Source organism: Nostoc sp. DSM 114167, assembly GCF_052692655.1.
This window is the reverse complement of the sequence record NZ_CP195116.1, coordinates 3660897-3676016: the sequence shown is the minus strand read 5'-3', so window position 1 is coordinate 3676016 and position 15120 is coordinate 3660897. Positions and strand designations below refer to the sequence as shown.

14 protein-coding genes are annotated in these 15120 nt (G+C 41.4%); 5 read left to right on the top strand and 9 right to left on the bottom strand.

The genetic code is table 11. The annotated features are described in order from the left end of the window. The first annotated feature begins 116 nt into the window (after positions 1-116). The 3 genes from NSTC731_RS15785 (at position 117) to NSTC731_RS15775 (ending at position 3584) form a co-directional block, all read left to right on the top strand. Positions 117-1403, top strand: coding sequence for a sulfite oxidase (locus tag NSTC731_RS15785; protein WP_445631608.1), 1287 nt, complete (start codon positions 117-119; stop codon positions 1401-1403). A 103-nt stretch (positions 1404-1506) separates the two neighbouring features. After that, positions 1507-2298, top strand: coding sequence for a sulfite exporter TauE/SafE family protein (locus NSTC731_RS15780; protein WP_445631607.1), 792 nt, complete (start codon positions 1507-1509; stop codon positions 2296-2298). Positions 2299-2591: 293 nt separating this feature from the next. Continuing rightward, on the top strand, positions 2592-3584 hold the full coding sequence (locus NSTC731_RS15775; protein ID WP_445631606.1) for an RNA ligase (ATP): 993 nt from the start codon (positions 2592-2594) through the stop codon (positions 3582-3584). A 66-nt stretch (positions 3585-3650) separates the two neighbouring features. Here NSTC731_RS15775 and NSTC731_RS15770 read toward each other — a convergent pair whose 3' ends face one another. The 6 genes from NSTC731_RS15770 to NSTC731_RS15745 all read right to left on the bottom strand — a co-directional run bounded on the left by NSTC731_RS15770 (position 3651) and on the right by NSTC731_RS15745 (position 10013). Continuing rightward, positions 3651-5150, bottom strand: a complete 1500-nt coding sequence (locus NSTC731_RS15770) for a hypothetical protein (protein WP_445631605.1) — start codon at positions 5148-5150, stop codon at positions 3651-3653. A 112-nt stretch (positions 5151-5262) separates the two neighbouring features. Continuing rightward, complete coding sequence (locus NSTC731_RS15765; RefSeq protein ID WP_445631604.1) at positions 5263-6036, bottom strand: TIGR03943 family putative permease subunit; 774 nt, start codon at positions 6034-6036, stop codon at positions 5263-5265. A 109-nt stretch (positions 6037-6145) separates the two neighbouring features. Continuing rightward, a complete protein-coding gene (locus NSTC731_RS15760) occupies positions 6146-7198 on the bottom strand; it encodes a permease (protein WP_445631603.1) in 1053 nt (350 codons plus the stop codon). Between the two features lie 682 nt (positions 7199-7880). Beyond that, positions 7881-8945, bottom strand: a complete 1065-nt coding sequence (locus NSTC731_RS15755) for a WD40 repeat domain-containing protein (protein ID WP_445631602.1) — start codon at positions 8943-8945, stop codon at positions 7881-7883. 237 nt (positions 8946-9182) lie between these two features. Next, entirely contained in the window at positions 9183-9476 is a 294-nt protein-coding gene (locus tag NSTC731_RS15750; protein WP_292776335.1) for a hypothetical protein, read from the bottom strand. Between the two features lie 366 nt (positions 9477-9842). Further along, positions 9843-10013, bottom strand: a complete 171-nt coding sequence (locus tag NSTC731_RS15745; RefSeq protein WP_099099534.1) for a hypothetical protein — start codon at positions 10011-10013, stop codon at positions 9843-9845. Between the two features lie 479 nt (positions 10014-10492). Here NSTC731_RS15745 and ald point away from each other — a divergent pair, with 479 nt between their 5' ends. Both ald and NSTC731_RS15735 read left to right on the top strand, forming a co-directional pair. Continuing rightward, complete coding sequence (gene ald / locus NSTC731_RS15740) at positions 10493-11584, top strand: alanine dehydrogenase (protein ID WP_445631601.1); 1092 nt, start codon at positions 10493-10495, stop codon at positions 11582-11584. 323 nt (positions 11585-11907) lie between these two features. Continuing rightward, positions 11908-12384, top strand: a complete 477-nt coding sequence (locus NSTC731_RS15735; protein WP_445631600.1) for a surface-adhesin E family protein — start codon at positions 11908-11910, stop codon at positions 12382-12384. Between the two features lie 37 nt (positions 12385-12421). Here NSTC731_RS15735 and NSTC731_RS15730 read toward each other — a convergent pair whose 3' ends face one another. From NSTC731_RS15730 to NSTC731_RS15720, 3 genes are all read right to left on the bottom strand, one after another. Next, on the bottom strand, positions 12422-12994 hold the full coding sequence (locus tag NSTC731_RS15730) for a Uma2 family endonuclease (RefSeq protein ID WP_445631599.1): 573 nt from the start codon (positions 12992-12994) through the stop codon (positions 12422-12424). A 151-nt stretch (positions 12995-13145) separates the two neighbouring features. Next, on the bottom strand, positions 13146-14201 hold the full coding sequence (gene dusB, locus NSTC731_RS15725) for a tRNA dihydrouridine synthase DusB (protein ID WP_445631598.1): 1056 nt from the start codon (positions 14199-14201) through the stop codon (positions 13146-13148). A gap of 76 nt (positions 14202-14277) precedes the next feature. Further along, positions 14278-15087, bottom strand: coding sequence for an Rpn family recombination-promoting nuclease/putative transposase (locus tag NSTC731_RS15720; RefSeq protein ID WP_445631597.1), 810 nt, complete (start codon positions 15085-15087; stop codon positions 14278-14280). Positions 15088-15120: the final 33 nt, after the last annotated feature.

The window sequence follows — 15120 nt, the reverse complement described above, 5'->3', positions numbered from 1 at the left end:
TAAATTACGAATTACGTTAGCGTAGCGGTAGCGAGTCCACGATAGTGAAGCGTTAGCGACGCAGGAGCGTCGCGTCATTACGAATTACGAATTATAAATTACAAGGGGGTAATAGCTTGAGCGATGAAAACCTCTTTGACCAAGAGGACTATTTACAGGCACGGGTTGAACAGTGCATCTGGCAAAAAAGTACAGATGCAGGTATTTCGCGCCAGCGCTTTCTGAAAATACTAGCTACTATGGTTGGCGCCACAGCCATCGGGGGATTAGCTAAACCTGCGCCTGCTCACAGTCAGGCAGCTATTAAAACTAAAGGCAGCAAAATACTTAAGCCATTGCCACCAGGATATATCTCTCATAGCAAAGGCACATTAGAGATGAACTGGGAAGCGATGTATGGGCGTGGTTATTTAGTACCAAATGATTGGTTCTATGTTCACAACCGCAGCGCACCACCGACCTTTGACCCATCTACATGGCGTTTGCAAATTCATGGAACTGGCGTTTCTGCCCCTAGTGAGTTTACTTACGATCAAATCATCGCCATGCCATCCATCTCAGTCACTTGTGCCATTGAGTGTGCTGCTAATGGTCGGCGTTTCTTTGAAGAAGCTTACAATACACCACTCCCTGGAACACGGTGGAGACTTGGGGCTATTGGTGTGGCTGAGTGGACTGGTGTACCACTTGGTATGTTATTAGAACGAGCTGGACTGAAATCCACAGCAAAAGATGTACTCGTTGAGGGTGCAGATGTGGATTCGCTGGATTCAAAGGAAACAAATAAATCCAAGTTCAGTAGTGTAGTTCCAATTAGCAAAGCATTAGCAGATAACTCGCTCGTCGTCTACGCAATGAATGGAGAACCATTACCTCCAGATCATGGTCAACCTTGCCGTGTTTTATTCCCTGGTTGGGGAGGAAACGCCAACGTTAAATGGATTGAGCGGATTGAGGTTTCTGAAACACCGATATATACCCAGTGGGTAACGGAGCAGATGGTGCTAGTTGGTGCAGACTACCCAGCGATCGCACCATATAAAGGTAAGCTGATTACCTATCAAAATGTTAAGAGCGCTTTCGAGTTGGCTTGGCCAGCGACTCTTTCTGCTAAAACCCACTTACTACGCGGACGTTCTTGGTCTGGGAAAGGAAAAATTGTGCGTGTGGAAGTCAGTCTAGATGGTGGCAAAACTTGGCAATTTGCACGACTGAGAGAACCAAATTTTCCATTTGCGTGGGTACGCTGGGATATTGAATGGAACCCACTTCCTGGAGAATATTTTCTCCAGGCTCGTGCTACTGACAATTTAGGTAATACACAACCGAGTACAATTCCGTGGAATGACTCTGGATTGCTCTACGGAGGCGTTGTTAGCCATCCGGTGACAGTACAAGCATGAGAAAAATAAGGGAGATCAGGGGTACAAGAAGAATAATCTATGCCCAATGCCCCATGCCCAATGCCCACTCAGTACAATCAGTTCTCTAGAAAAATAATTATTTATGATTGATTTTAGTTGGTTGATTTTAGTGAGTGGAGGTTTAATATCTGGAGTCATAGCTGGACTTTTAGGAATAGGTGGCGGTATTATCACAATTCCTCTTTTAGTCACATTAGGTTATACTCCCGTTCAAGCGATCGCTACTAGTAGCCTTGCTATTGTAATTACTTCAATTTCTGGAAGTTTGCAAAATTGGTGGATGGGCTACTTTGACTTTAAACGAGTAATTTATTTAGGAATTCCAGCTTTTCTAACAACTGGAATAGGTGTATATTTCGCCAATAAAATTCCATCTTATATAATACTTTTTACATTTGGCATCATACTACTTACTAACATCTATCTGATTGAGCTTCGCAAGCAACTGTCCTTGCAGGAAAAAGAAGATACAGCCCCAGTATTTAATCCCTTAGTTTCTAAAATTGGCACTGGGGGAGCAGCAGGAATTTTAGCAGGTTTATTCGGCTTAGGTGGCGGTACGATTATGGTTCCGCTACAAATGCTGCTACTGGGAGAAGAAATTAAAGTAGCAATTCAAACTAGTTTGGGCGTGATTGTCATCACTGCTTTAGCTGCCTGCACAGGACATACATTAGAAGGCAATATTCTGTTTGCTCAAGGTATAGTTTTGGGATGCGGCGGTCTTTTAGGTGTTCAAATGAGTACTCGCACATTGCCAAAACTACCTGATTATACTGTAAGCTTAGTGCTTCGCATCTTCTTAGGAATACTATCAATTTATATTTTTTGGGAAGCTTGGATAAATTATCAACAAATCATTATTAATTCATAATTTTTAATATCAGGTTTGTTTGATTACTTAATTAACTCAAGACCCAGGTTAATGCACCCTAGTAGCGTGGCAAGACATTAAATTTATGCTTTATTTTTGAAGCTAAAGACGACTATGAACCTTTAGCTTCAAAAACTATTTTAGCCTTGCCACACTACTACAAAAGAGTCCAAGTCTAAGTTTTCAAAGGTTTCAGCTTTAATTTGACAAGTATGCACGGCTAGCTACGCGTACATACTTTGTAATAAATTTAGAGTTTTTCTAAAATAGATTTTTTTGAAAAGAGATAAGCTATGAGTATTTTTAAAGTTGAAGTTGTCAAAATCAATAGTATTAATCCTCATCCCAATGCCGATCGGCTAGATATTGCCTCTATTGAAGATATGGGGTATCAGGTAATTATAGCCAAAGGTAACTTGAACCCTGGAGATTTAGCTTTTTACTTTCCTATTGATAGTGTTATTCCAGAAAACTTTTTAGATGAGTTCGGTATTCGTAACTACTACTCAAAAAAACTGCGTGCTGCAAAACTTCGTGGAATTTTTTCTGAGGGTTTGCTTATTCCCGTTGGTAAAAACTTTACGGGAAATGTCGGAGACGACTACACGGAGTTTTTTGGTGTAACAAAGTACGAATATCCAATTCCTCAAGGAATGAGTGGGGATGTAGAGAGTTTTATTGGACATTACAAATTTCCCAGTCCAGAAAATCTGAAACGTTATAAAAACATCCTAATGGAAGGTGAAGAAGTTGTTGTCACAGAAAAGTTACACGGAACTAACTTCACTGTCTTAGTTGATGCTGATGGCACAACTAAAATTGGCAGCCATAATTACTTCTGGAAAAACAGCGAAGTAAACAAAAAATTAGTTTATATTCGTGCTTACAACGAAAACGAAGCTTTCCAGAAACTTCCACCAGGAACTCAGATTTTTGGTGAAATCTATGGCGTGCAAGATATCAAATATGGCTTGCATAATGGCAATATTGGAATTGCTATATTTGCTGTGCGTCGGGGCAGCTATTTTCTCAATTACAGCGATTTTGTGGCTTTTTGCGAAGAATTTGCTTTGCCGAGAGTACCTGTACTTTATATCGGTGCTTATACTTGGGAAGCAGTGTCTCAGTTCAATAATGCCAATAGTGTAGTCAGTCCCAATTGCATCATGGAAGGCGTTGTTGTGCAACCGATCATTGAGAAAACGCATCCAGAAATAGGTAGAGTAGTCTTGAAGTTGATTAGCGATCGCTATCTGCTCCGTAAAGATGGAACTGAACTCCATTAGATTCAACTTGATTTTTGGTGGCGACACCTTAACTAACCTTCCAAAGTCGAATTAGGAATTATTCTCTCAAGGTAGCCAGCGGGGATGAAATCCTGCTAAGGGGAGTTGTTCTGGTTTAATTTCAACAGTCGTAGTATCAGCGATGGGCAATAGAGGCATTAACCACAGGCTACTGGTAGCAATTGTATCTCCATCATCGGTTTTCAAAGTGTTTGTGGGTAATGATGCTGGGGGATTTGTCTGCGGTACTACTTGGTCAAATAACAAGCCTAAACCGTCAGCAGATAAACTCATTTGCACATTTCGTTGAGCGGGAGGCAGTACTAACAGTGGTTTCTGTTGCCCAGTTTTCAAATCAATTGCCACCACATAGGGCTGTTCTATGTATTGTTCTTTGGATACTAGCTGTGTTAGCAAGCAGTAGAGGGTGGGTGAAGCGATGTCAAATTGGCAACTGAGAATTGAACCTGTTGTTTTTAATAGCTGTTTCTGCACACCTTGGTTTGTCACCAAAAATAAATCCCGCGTGTAATCTGTATTAAACTTTACCATTGCTGCTTGAGAACCATCTTTGGAGAAAGCTTGTACCAAACCAAACTGCGGCAGAAAATCCAAAGGTTTACTTGCATCATCTTGCAGTGGTAAAATTGCTGCTCCTTGCCCTTGAGCAACTGCTACGGCTTTACTATCTGGTGTCACCATAAAGTCACCTCCCGGCTGGCTTTTTAGGCGTTTCGGGGTGGGTTTTTCTGCTGAACCATCACTGGTTGCTGGCATAAACCATAGTCCAAAGTCACCAGGATTAGTTTTATTTCCTCGCTGGATGACAATAGTTTGCCCATCAGGTGATAAGTCAAATTTCAGGTTTTGATAATCTTTACTATCTAAAGTCAGGTCAACTTTGCCTTCTGGTTCTGCTTTTTGTCCAGATTTAGCAGAAACACCTGTTGTCACTGTATAGAGTTGAGCTGAAAGTAAGTCTTGATTGTTTGCGGCGCGAGCAGAAAATAAAATTTTCTCCCCATCAGGAAATGACTCAAAGTCGATTACTATCAGGTCTTTGGGAGTAAGTACCCTTTTTTGCTCTTGGGTTAAGTTGTAAAGAACTAACCGTCCCTGTTCTTCTTTGTCGGTTCCGATGTAAAGGATAACGCGATCGCGTGTCCGAAAGCTACCTGTAAAGGGCTGTATCAGCCGATTTGTACCTTCTTGCTCTGCAAATTTATCTTTGGCTCCTTGTAACTGCACTTTATAGTTTGTGCCATAAGGTGCTGGTGTCACCAGTGTATAAACCATCCGCCGCCCTGCCCAACTGAATTTACCTGCTAGGGGCGGTTCGATTTTCAAGTTATCCTCGACGCTTTTTGTTTCCATTGGGCGGCTGAAGGTGAGGGTGAAGGAATTATCTTCTGCCCCAATTTGTTGATTTTGCCAGGTAAATTCCCGGACACGAGCAGTTACCACATCACCTTGCAAGATGATTAACCCAATCAGCACACTCAACAGTAACATTAGTGCGATCGCTATACGATCCAGGGGTTGGATAAATGCTTTAGATTTAGTCATTTGTCATTTGTCATTTGTCACTTGTACTGAGTTTCGACTGCGCTCAACTACCGCGAAGCCGTTGGCGCAGCCTCTCGTAGAGAAGTATTTGTCATTTGTCATCAACAAATAACTAATAACTATAAGGATTTTGGGGTTGAGGAATCTTTTTGAGAGAGGTAGCGGCAATAGTAAGTTGACGTTTACCTGCCAAATTTTCTGTCACCATTTGTCCTTCTACTTCCAGCCATGTATCAGCAGGATAAAGCTCTTGATTATTTTGTAGTTTGACGGGCAATCCCACAGGGTAAGCATCTGCTGCACAACAACTTAAGACAAATCGTGCTAAAAACAAATATTCTTTTCCGATATCGGGCGGGTGAATCACAAATCCCTGCACCTTGACTTTTTGCCCTGTATATGTATCTGGTTCAGGATAGACATTGACAGTGCGTACCCAGTCTACAAGCGATCGCTCCTCTGGACGAACAGTAACCCGAAAAGCTTGGGGTTTGACACGTGTGCTTCCCAGTAAATCAGCCGTCACGCCCCTTTGGAGTGCTTTGTCACTAGCAAAAACTTGCGGTGTAATCATAAAACCTAGAATCGCTGTAGTCAACAATAAAGCACTGCCCCAACCAGGGGGAAATAAACTAATATGCTGGGTGTTTGGCGTAACATCGCGGCGGCGCCGTTGCCAAAGTTCCTGCATCTTGAACAAACCAATAACGATCAAGCTGATACCAGTTACAACCACAAACCAAATGTAATTTGGATGAATCAACAGGTTCAGCTTATTAGTTAACCAATATCTCAGCATCAAAATACCCCAAGCCGTAATTGCTAGAGCATCCAGCCAAGGAAGTAACAGATTTGGGATTTTAGATTTGGGATTTTTGTTAGTCATTAGTCATTGGTCATTGGTCATTAGTCATTGGTCACTTGTACTGAGCTTTGCCGAAGTATTGGTCATTAAACAAAGGACAAAGGACAGATGACTAATGACAATTATTTTCTTAAAAGACGTGCAAGTTCAGGAAAAGAGTAAAGACAAATGTCAATTGTGCTGCTAAAGCAAATAAGTAAAAAATAGTCTTGGGTTTAAAAATAGATAACATCAAACCAACACTTTTGATGTCAATCATTGGCCCAAACACCAGAAATGCCAATAATGAACCGCTGCTAAAGGTTGAGGCAAAAGATAGGGCGAAGAAAGAATCGACTGTAGAACAAATTGATACTATTACAGCTAATATCAGCATGACCACAATTGAGGTAATGGGTCCAGCACCCAAACTGAGAACTAATTCACGGGGAGCTAGGACTTGAATAGCAGCAGCGATCGCACTTCCTAAAATCATCACTCCGCCCAATTCCCGCAATTCTTGGATGCTATTATCCACAACTAGACGCAGTTTAGCTGCTAGCGGTTTATCAGCAGTAGAGACTGAGGTAGGCAGTACTGAATTAGGATCTATCCGTAGAGGGATACCTGCTTTTCCTCCTAAGATATAAGTCCCAGATTGCAACAGATTCGGTACTGTTTCTTCCTGTTGTCCTTGGTAAGGCTTACCACGGCGTTTGGTTTGGGGCTGCGCGGGTGGATTAAACTTCATATAACGAGCGATCGCAGGTTGGACTATGGGATTTAAGTCCTTTTGAAAACTGAAAACATAGCCGATAATTGTGGCAATTGTTAAGGAAAATACGACTCGTAAGACTACTATTTCTGGCTGATCTCGAAATGCTGTCCAAGTGGCCCAAATTACAACTGGGTTAATTGTTGGTGCTGCTAACAAAAAACCAATTGCGACTGGTGTGGGTACTCCTTGAATCAGGAATCGCCGCGCTACCGGTACATTCCCGCACTCACACACCGGAAACAAAAAGCCGATCGCACTGCCAACTAAAGCACCCAACAGCGGATTTTTGGGCATTTTTTCTACTAGTTTGCGCTCATCAACAAAAAACAGCAGCAAACTGGAGAATAAAACCCCAAGAAGCAAAAAAGGCATCGCCTCGACTAGCAGACTTAAAAATAGCGTAAAACCATTGTTCAGTTGATTCATGAGCGTCGCAGTCAAAAGCGGTTTTTAGTTTTAGGGTTCTGCCTAGTCATTCTATCGAAATGGGGATCAAAAGCAGTTCGGGAAAATTAAACATTATTTAAGTAACAAGTTATCCTATCTTCAAAATAGCGGTTAAGCGCTACAAGCCTTGACTTCACACGAGTTCGTGAATTTTAACTGAGTGCATTTACTGACGACGATTATTTCTAAGATTGTCTAAGTTCAGAAATTGTTCCCATCTAGAGGGCAAGTAACTGCACAGATGATTTGAAATTACCTATGTTTATACTTACAGTAATTTGCTGGATCAGATATTAGTTCGGCTGTATTTTCATCAAGTATTCACAGTTCTTCAAAATTTGGGGTAGGCGTAGCCTGTTGTAGACATCGCTGTTGGTTGCTACCATCATTGATTTTGACTAGTTATAGCAAAATTCGATCTGAGCTTTGGTTGATTTTTTACTACAAAAACTTTAAAAAGGCAAGACCAAAGTTTAGCAGAAACAGGAAATAATTGGGGGAATTTTTCGGCGTTAGCGATATTAAGTTTCTACATGAAGTGAGAATTTGAGCTATGGCAAGTCACAAAGCCTTGAAAGGAGCGTCAAAATGATATCCCCGACTTCTTAAAAGAAATGGGGGATATAGTTTACTCTTTGACGATTATTTTGTCCGATCGCTGTTACTTTCGTTTTGTTGGAATCCCCCAAATCTTGATTTGTCGATCGAATCCACCACTGGCAAGAATTTTACCATTGGGACTAAAAGCGATCGCACTTACCCAGTCTGTATGTCCATTCAGTGTATTTATTAACTCACCTGTAGTTAAATCCCACAATTTAATTCCATCTCTACCGGCACTAGCAAGGGTTTGTCCATCGGGATTAAGAGCAATCGCATTTACCCAGTTATTATGTCCTGTAAGGGTGCGGACTAATTCTCCAGTATTAATATTCCACAGTTTTATAGTGCGATCGTGGCTAGCACTAACTAATGTTTGTCCATCTGGTGTAAAGAGCACAGCGCTAACAGCACTAGAATGAGCTGCCAATTCACTGATTAATTTACCAGTACTCAAATTCCACAGCTTGATTACACCCTTATTATCACCACTAGCCAAGGTCTGTCCATCAGGACTAATAGCGAGAGTATAAATCAAATTATCAAAGCGTACTATAGTCCCTAGAGGACGCTGCTGTAGCAAATCCCACATCCGAATCCCATCTAAAGCTCCACTGACGAGAACTTTACTATCAGGAGACACCGCTAAAGATAAGACGTTACTGGTATGTCCGACAAAAGAGCGGCTAAATTTTAAATTTTTTAGGCTCCAGAGGTTAATCGTGTCGTCATCACTACAGCTAGCGAGGGTTTGTCCATCTGGCGAAATCACTAAAGATTCTACGGCTGCTTTGTGTGCTTTGTTAATAGTCGCCAACTTTTTGCCCTTTGCTAAATTCCACAGGCGAATTACACCCTCGTTTTCTGCACCTCCACTCACCAGAATTCTGCTATCTGGAGTGAAAGCGAGGGATTTAATGGTTCCGTTATGTCCGATGAGTGTGTAAAGTAGTTGAGCATTAGCAAAGCTGCTGGTAGCTGGGAAGTTTGGCGTTACTTCAATGGCAGCATGAGCTTGGTGAATATAAAACCCTTCCCAGGTACTCACTGGAAGGGCAACTGCCATAAATGCCAGGATAATATACGGCCGCAGAAAATTACCGCCACCTCTTCCCTCACTACTCACTCTTTTTCCTCACTTTTATAGATACAGTTAAACCCAATGAATCAATTCAAAATTCACGCATTCAAAATTCAAAATTAAATACAGCTACCCACAAGGGTTGGAGTTTCCACCTACCAAATGAGATAAGGATTTTTTCGCCCACGTTAGCGTAGCAAGACGAAGTCCGGGGCGAGGTTTTAAACCTAACTTTTTTTCATAAATTTTGCAGAGTTATTTTAAGTCATAACTCTGCACATCTTAAAGAGGTGGTTTTTTCTTAGAAACACTTAACATTGGTAAAGGCGCACTAGAAGAACGAGAGGGCAAATAATGTTGCACTACAGGCTCCTCTGGTAAAGAACGACGCTGCTGGAGACGCCACAACTTAAAGCCTAGCGCTATCCCTGCCGTTCCCAAACCAAAAGCAAACAACGACCAGCTATCATTCAATCCGCCAATCAGGGCATCCATAACGCCCATCGTCATCAGTACACTGATTAGTGGCTCTTTTCGGTAGGTTGACTTCAAAAAACGAGGTAATACAGCATTCATCACAGCTTGGTTGGTTCCAGTTCACCTTTTGTGTATATTTACCAAGAATACCTCACCCATAATTTGCCTTTCTCATTCAAGGCAGACACTAAGTTATGATTTTTTTAGTAGGGGGAGGAAATTTACTCATTAATCGCCTTGCACATATTAGTTGCAAGTCTATGATATTTCAATCGCTAATAGGTATTTCGATTCCTCTCTTGCTTACATTCTAGGGCAGTTATTTATAAATTAAGTATAATTAATCTATCTAGGGCGAAGTACTCCGCTATCAATTATAGAAGTCAAAACCAACTGGTTGTTCCAGCTGGTTGAAACTCTTTTAATTACTAGCTTACAACTTTAAGATTGTGCTTGTTGATAGCACTACTTCAGACCCAGCCATGATAGCACCCCTTGATTAGTGACATATTCAATCACCAGCATCAAACCAAAGCCAATCATTGCAGCTCGACCATTCAAGCGTTCGGCATATTCGTTAAAGCCAAACTTAGGCTCTTCTAGTTTAGGTGTAATTGTTGGTTGTGTTTGTGTCATTTTTTAAGAAACCTTTTTTTGGCAAACGGGACTTGATATCAGACTTATGGTAGAAGTCGCAGAAAGTGGGGATAATCGCTACTTACTTTTTATGGTATCTGGAAAACCCCTTTCTAAATTTCTCTTAAAAGAAGAGAGACTTTGAAATTTTCAGATGACGTTGAAAAGTCAAGTTAACTTAAAAGCTGATTGCAGTGCTTGAATGCCAAGATGACTTGAGAAATTCAGCAAAAGCTTCCTAAGTAGGGAGCTATACAATCGCTCTTTTAATAAATTGTTACTATTCTTTATATATTGTATAAATACTGGGGCAATAGTCAAGGGTAAGAGTTTGGGCTACTCAGATTGAATTAAGAAAGTTAGAACAGAAATTAGGTATCTCTAATCCAGCTATCTCTAATACGGAACTAGGAAGACGGAAGTAGCAAGCTTGAGATTGGAAGGCTACAGTTAAACAAAAAAATTATCAGAGGCTATATATGGAAATCGGCGTTCCCAAGGAAAATAAGGATCAAGAATTTCGGGTAGGGTTAAGTCCTTCTAGTGTGAGGGTGCTGCGAGAAAATGGTCATAGCATCTTCGTCGAGACGCAAGCAGGTAATGGTGCTGGATTCTCAGATGACGACTACAAAAATGCTGGAGCCGAAATTGTTCCCACATCAGAAAAAGCTTGGAATCGGGAATTGGTTGTTAAAGTCAAAGAACCGCTGACATCTGAGTATAAATTTTTGCAAAAAGGGCAGGTATTATTTACTTATTTACATTTAGCAGCCGATCGCAAGTTGACAGAGCATTTAATTGATTGTGGCACAACTGCGATCGCCTACGAAACTGTAGAACAACCAGGCGCTAACAGATTACCCTTGCTCACCCCCATGAGCGTAATTGCCGGTCGGCTAGCAGTACAATTTGGGGCCAGATTCCTAGAACGTCAGCAAGGTGGTAGAGGTGTACTTTTGGGCGGAGTCCCTGGAGTCAAACCGGGCAAAGTAGTAATTTTAGGTGGCGGCGTTGTCGGCACAGAAGCAGCTAAAATTGCTGTGGGCATGGGTGCGATCGTGCAGATTTTAGATGTGAGTGTTGAGCGCTTATCTTACTTAGAAACACTGTTTGGCTCTAGAGTCGAATTGCTTTACAGCAACTCTGCTCATATTGAAGCCGCAGTCATTGAAGCCGATTTGCTCATCGGTGCAGTTTTAGTGTTAGGACGTAGAGCGCCAATATTAGTATCCCGCGAATTGGTGAAACAAATGCGTCCTGGTTCGGTGATAGTTGATGTAGCCGTTGACCAAGGCGGTTGTATAGAAACTTTACACCCAACATCCCACACAAATCCGGTATACCTTGAAGAAGGTGTGGTGCATTATGGCGTTCCTAATATGCCAGGAGCAGTACCTTGGACAGCAACTCAGGCACTTAATAATAGTACATTACCTTATGTTGTCCAGTTGGCGAATTTGGGAATTTTGGCACTGGAGGTTAACCCAGCATTAGCTAAGGGTGTGAATGTGCAGAATCATCGCTTAGTGCATCCTGCTGTGCAAGAGGTGTTTCCTGATTTGGTCAATTAAGGTGTGCCAGGATTAGGCGATCGCTTATTTTAATAGAGGTAGCGATCGCCAATCAGACTAATTTTCTTGCCAAATGCGCGGATGGGTAGATGTACAAAATGAGAAGGAGCGAAAAAAGCTCTACGCTCCATCTATACAAGACTTTGAGAGCAATGGTACTTTTAAACCATCCGCGCAACTGAACCTTGAAATTGCAATTCAATAAAATCTTTATTAGGGATTGAAGCAAGTTTTTCAAGTCTTTACAATCAACTGCTAAAGTTACCGATGCTTCAGAGAGCGATCGCCTTTGAGAATGGAGGTATCAAATTTAACTTAGAGCAGTGATTAATAAATTGATTGCTTTGTGTCTTTTGCCTTCTGCTGTTTGCCTTCCTGTTAATGCCCAGATCGCTAGTCAATGGATACCTGTAGCCAAAGGAGTGCAAGGTGAGATTTTTTCCATTGATAAAAATAGTATTCAGCCAAGTGGTTCTGCTTATGGCTTTTGGGTGCATATAGATCACACTCAAGGAAACATATCTGCGACTCGGATGTATATGGCGGCTGATTGTGGTACTGATGCGATTCAGTACGCTTGGATAATCGAAGCCAACCAAAGCGGACAGGTAACAAAAAATGAGCAGTTGAATATGCCAGCAATGCAAGCTCAGTCGGGGACAGTAAATAGCCAGTTAGTAAATGCTGTTTGCACTGGTTTTTCTACAGACCCGCAGTTAGCAGCATTAACAAGAAGGGCGCAAACAAACGCGGAAGCAATTACTAAGGCGATGCAGTCTGCCGCAAATATGTACAAGTGATTATCTATACATTGTTGCAGCAGTATTCATATTCCTATTAGTATAGATCGCTTTTTAAACCCAACAATTCGTCTACAGCTACACTAAAATCCAGTAATACTTTTTGAGTACTAACCACATCACCAGCTTTAAATCCCAAAAGCTGATTATCAGTCATTACAAAAACTAATCGGCTTTCAGGAAATACTAGCCAAATTTCCTCGCAACCAGACTGCAAATACTCCTGCGCTTTGAGAAATAATTCTTCAGCTAAATCGGTGGGGGAAACTATTTCAGCAATCAACGGGAAACTCTGTGGCAAAGTGGGAACATCACCAAACTGAGCTACCAATTCAGGCGTAAGATAAGCTACATCAGGGCGACGACCCTGTTTATATGTACGACAAGGTACTTCAGTATAAACTTTCCCACCTTGTTGATTAGAGTTAATGTAACTTCTCCAGTAAAAACCAATATTAAATTGAATTTCGCTATGTTTTAATGTCATCCCTGTTTTTTCTACTAGTTGCTCATCTACCCACTCCATGCCCTCTGGAGGATTTGCCATGAAGTCTTCTAATGAAAGGATTTCGGGGACGGTTACAACATTGTTGTGTTTGGAAACTAACATTGTGAGCCTCTATTTTGGCTAGTTAAACATTCAAAATTCAAGAGAGTTACATCAGGAGATTTAAACCCTAACTGAAATATTGGTATCCAAGCGATCGCGTCACTTTTAGCAACCAGCAATATCACCCTAAGCTAGTGTTAAAATCAACTTTTTAAAGCATTACCAAACTACCTTCTGCTTCTTCCTCTAGTTCATAACCATTAGCTAATTTTTCAATTGCTTGGTCAATCATTGCCAAACCCTGATCTACTCTTTCAACTAAACTTAACTGTCCTCGGAGTTCGGCAGCACCAACGAAACCTTTAGCATACCAAGTCATGTGCTTACGGGCTTGACGTACACCGCGATCGCCTTTATATTCCCATAAGGCTTGTAAATGATCTCTTGCACATTCCAAGCGCTGAATCGGGGTTGGCGATGGTAATATCTCTCCTGTTTTCAGAAAATGATCGATTTCTCCCACCAAAAACGGATAACCCAAAGTTCCACGCGAACACATCACACCATCAGCGCCAGTTTGTTCTAAACATTTCACTGCCGCTTCAACCGAAAAAATATCTCCATTCCCAATTACTGGGATAGAAAGCACTTCTTTGACACGCGCAATCCATTCCCAACGGGCATTACCATTGTATCCTTGGGCGCGGGTGCGTCCATGTACCGTAATCATTTTTGCCCCGGCATCTTCCATCCGCTTGGCAAAGTCGAGAATCGTAATTTCGTTGTCATTCCAGCCAATACGGGTTTTTACTGTCACAGGTACATCAACAGCTTTTACCACTTCTCGCACAATTGCTTCTGCTACTTCTGGTTGCCGCAACAATGAAGAACCGCCACCATTTTTAGTGATTTTATTAACCGGACAACCCATATTAATATCAACAGTATCAGCACCTTCGGCAACTGCCTTTATTGCTGCTTCTGCTAAAAAATCTGGACGGCAATCAAATAGTTGAATGCTAATTGGGCGTTCGTTGGGATCTACCTCCATGATTTTGGGTAACTGCTTGACATAATGCAATCCCGTAGCATTCACCATTTCGGTATACATCATCGAATCTGGGGCATAGCGACGCACTAGACGGCGAAACACCATATCTGTAACCCCAGATAGAGGCGACTGGAGAACCCGACTTTTTACCTCGAAAGAGCCAATTTTGAGGGGTTGGGAAAGTCTAGCTTGGAGAATGGGGGAGAGCGAAATCATACAAAAAATTAAAAATTAATGGAAATGGAAAATAGTCGGAATGTTAGGGTTATCTGCGAGCAGTGCTAATTGTAAATTACATATCCTGACTTGGAGGCTGTTTTTGCATTTCTTGCTGAATCTCTTCTAGACTCAAACCTAGCTCTTTTGCTGTGTCTTCAAAACTCAATCCCAGCCTCAACAACAAAGGGATCGTTCTAAACTTTTCCTCACGCGCTCCTTCTTGCTTGCCTTCTTGCTTACCTTCTTGATAAACTCGTGTTTGTTTCAAATCACTTAACCCAAACATACCTTCAATCTCCTCTCGACTCATCGTTGGAAACTTATAAACTAATATTGTCTCTATCAATTCTAGTAACTGCCGCCGTTGTGGTTCGATGTTGATTTCTTGCTGGGTTCTTTCTATTAACTGCCTAGCAGCTATAATTGCTGTCTCCTCATCATCGACCACTAATTTCATCGTAGCAATTCCAACTGGCAATGATGCAGTCTCACCTAATTCATTAAGATAAATGCGATTGATGCGCCCACTTGTGAAAAATTCACTGTAATTATTGATATCTGCTGTATCTAAACTGCGATTGGGATAGATAACTACTCCTCGCCAAGAATTTTTCGGTTTATTTTGGCGTAAGTATAAATAAATTTCTGAAAATAAGCGGGAATAAATTTCTGTGTCAGTTTGAAACTGGACTTCAACAAAATAAATCGGATTTTCTTCTCCTTGTGTTGGCAGAAAAACACCATCTATACGGAATGCCGTTTGCTTGATTTCAATTGAAGAGAATTGATAACCCTCTGCCGTTTGCGGTGGATTGCCAATTAATTCAAAAAAGATGCTAGGAAGTTCTTGAAAAAGGCGATAAAAAATGCTGTCAGTTTTCACACTTGATGTACTACGGTGATTTAATCCGTTAGA